Annotated in this window: 3 protein-coding genes; all 3 read left to right on the plus strand. The window is 34.2% G+C overall.

Features of this window, described 5'->3' with window-relative positions:
• The first annotated feature begins 467 nt into the window (after positions 1-467).
• The 3 genes from CXF71_RS11555 (at position 468) to CXF71_RS11565 (ending at position 2,067) form a co-directional block, all read left to right on the plus strand.
• A complete protein-coding gene (locus CXF71_RS11555) occupies positions 468-992 on the plus strand; it encodes an outer membrane beta-barrel protein (protein ID WP_157826746.1) in 525 nt (174 codons plus the stop codon).
• A 205-nt stretch (positions 993-1,197) separates the two neighbouring features.
• Positions 1,198-1,452: a hypothetical protein gene (locus tag CXF71_RS11560; protein WP_157826747.1), complete on the plus strand. Its 255-nt coding sequence runs from the start codon at positions 1,198-1,200 to the stop codon at positions 1,450-1,452.
• Positions 1,453-1,653: 201 nt separating this feature from the next.
• Positions 1,654-2,067 (plus strand): helix-turn-helix domain-containing protein, encoded by a 414-nt coding sequence (locus CXF71_RS11565; RefSeq protein ID WP_101233114.1) that lies wholly within the window; start codon positions 1,654-1,656, stop codon positions 2,065-2,067.
• Positions 2,068-2,100 lie beyond the last annotated feature (33 nt).

The following is a 2,100-nucleotide window of genomic DNA, read 5'->3' on the forward strand; positions in this document are numbered from 1 at the left end:
GTGGCGTTATAAGTACAGGCAACTATGGCGAATAATGAATTGTTCACTGATAAAATTGCCAAATTAAAGAAGCCTTTGGCTTTCCTTTTTTTATTGTTTTGTTTGTTATTTGATTTTCAACTAATTAAGTCAATATTTTGGTACGGTGAAAATAAAATAGTTTATCTACAAAATGAATTCGGGTTTGGTTCTTTTTCTGACATTAGTGGTTTTATTTTAATAAATGCATTAATTTATTTTCTAATCGCTTATCTCCTTCAAAAAAAGAAGTAATGTACTTATAACAAGCTAATTAATAAGGACAAAAAACAGTTGGCTGTTTTCGTTCCTCAACATTTTAGCCAACAATTTTTTGCCCATTATTAGGGCGTTATGTTTTAAATTGAATATGTTACCCGCATCACTTCAAAAATAAGAACAATAATTTAAATCAAGGAGGATACATCAAAAATATATATTTAACTCTAGTGTTATTCGTACTCGCTCAACCGTGTTTGGCTGTCGACAACATTAGTAGTAACGGAAAAAATCACACATTAGGTATTAATTTAGGTCTAGATTCAGTTGATACTGATATATCTTCAGAAAGTGATGATGGAGGAATTATTACCGGATTTACTTATGGCTACAAATTTGATTCTACCTGGACGGTAAATACGGGAAAAGTATTTGGTGGTAGTTTTTGTATTGTGACTTGTTTTGGAGACGTCCGCGTTCTCGATTACGATAGTTACATTTTAAATATCAAAGGCTCATTACCTCTAAGTAATCGTTGGTCTGTTTTTGGGAAATTGGGCGTAAACTATTATAACGTAATGTTTTCTGGTGGCAATCGAGTTAACGTAATCGATACTGGTGTTGGGACATTGTTGGCTACGGGGTTTGACTTTAGAGCTTACAATGGTTTTGGCTTAGGTTTTGAAATGACATTGCTAGACATGGGTAATATTTTGGCCAAAAATGTCACTTTAAACTTCAGCTATATGTTTTAAACGCTGTGATAATGTTGTCAACAAACATAACAAGAAAATAAACAGGGACACGTAACGCTTGCTCGGTTCCACTTCGTTTCACATTTTAGCAAACATTACTTAGCCCGTTATTTGGGCGTTATGTAGCAGGGAGTCAATAAAGGTGATCACATGCGAACGGATTGTTAATTTATCCTTATTGGTGTTATTAACGTCATGTGTCAGCATGACTACCCCTCATGAAAACTTTAAGAGTCACATGAAATTTCATATTGGAATGAAATTTAATAGCTATAGTTCCTATCTCACTAGATACCCGACGAGGGTTGGTAAAGAAAAGGACTTAAGTAATGGCAACAAAGAAATTGAGTTCACACAGGGGAATGACTGTCAGGTGTGGTTTGAAGTAGACAAAAATACCAGTGTTATTATCGACTGGTATTTTGTTGGAAATGAAAAAACATGTCGTATTACGCCTTAAAGCTACATAACAAGGCAATCAAACGGAAAATTTACAGTTGGCTGTTTTTCGTTCCTCAAACATTTTAGCCAACTATAATTTTCCGCTTATTGCGGCGTTATGTAGCTAAATCATCGGTGTCGTGCCACTGTCGGGTATATTTCGTAGCCGCCAACATGGATTGTAAGTTAAGTTTTCCTCACAGATGGACGAGGGTATTTTATGATAGTAAAAAAATTACGAGAGAAACGGAATTGGTCTCAGGAGCAGCTTGCAATTATGTCTGGTTTAAGTACCAGAACAATTCAACGAATTGAAAGCGGTAACAAAGCTAGTCTTGAATCTCTTAAATCACTCGCCTCTGTTTTTGAAATAGATATTTCTAAACTAAAAGAGGAAATTATTGTGATAGATAAAGATTCAGAATCATGGAAAGCTGAACCTATGCTTATTAAGTTTGTTTTTTGGGGAGTTAAAGCTAGAAAGCAAATATTAATGTTAGAGTTACTGTGTTTAACATTAGGCTTTCTAACATTGCTTATTAAACCTGAGATGTACGTAACCCCAACTTTCTTTATATTGGCTTACATTTTTACAACAATGAAGAATTATTGTGACAATAAAAAGCATTGGTAAATAGCTACATAACAAGTCATTAAAGCAGGACAA

It is taken from the genome of Colwellia sp. 12G3, assembly GCF_002836775.1.
Classification (GTDB): domain Bacteria; phylum Pseudomonadota; class Gammaproteobacteria; order Enterobacterales; family Alteromonadaceae; genus Colwellia.

Coding starts and splice junctions, on each gene's coding strand:
- CXF71_RS11560 (WP_157826747.1), top strand. CDS start 1,198: ATGACTACCCCTCATGAAAACTTTAAGAGTCACATGAAATTTCATATT.
- CXF71_RS11565 (WP_101233114.1), top strand. CDS start 1,654: ATGATAGTAAAAAAATTACGAGAGAAACGGAATTGGTCTCAGGAGCAG.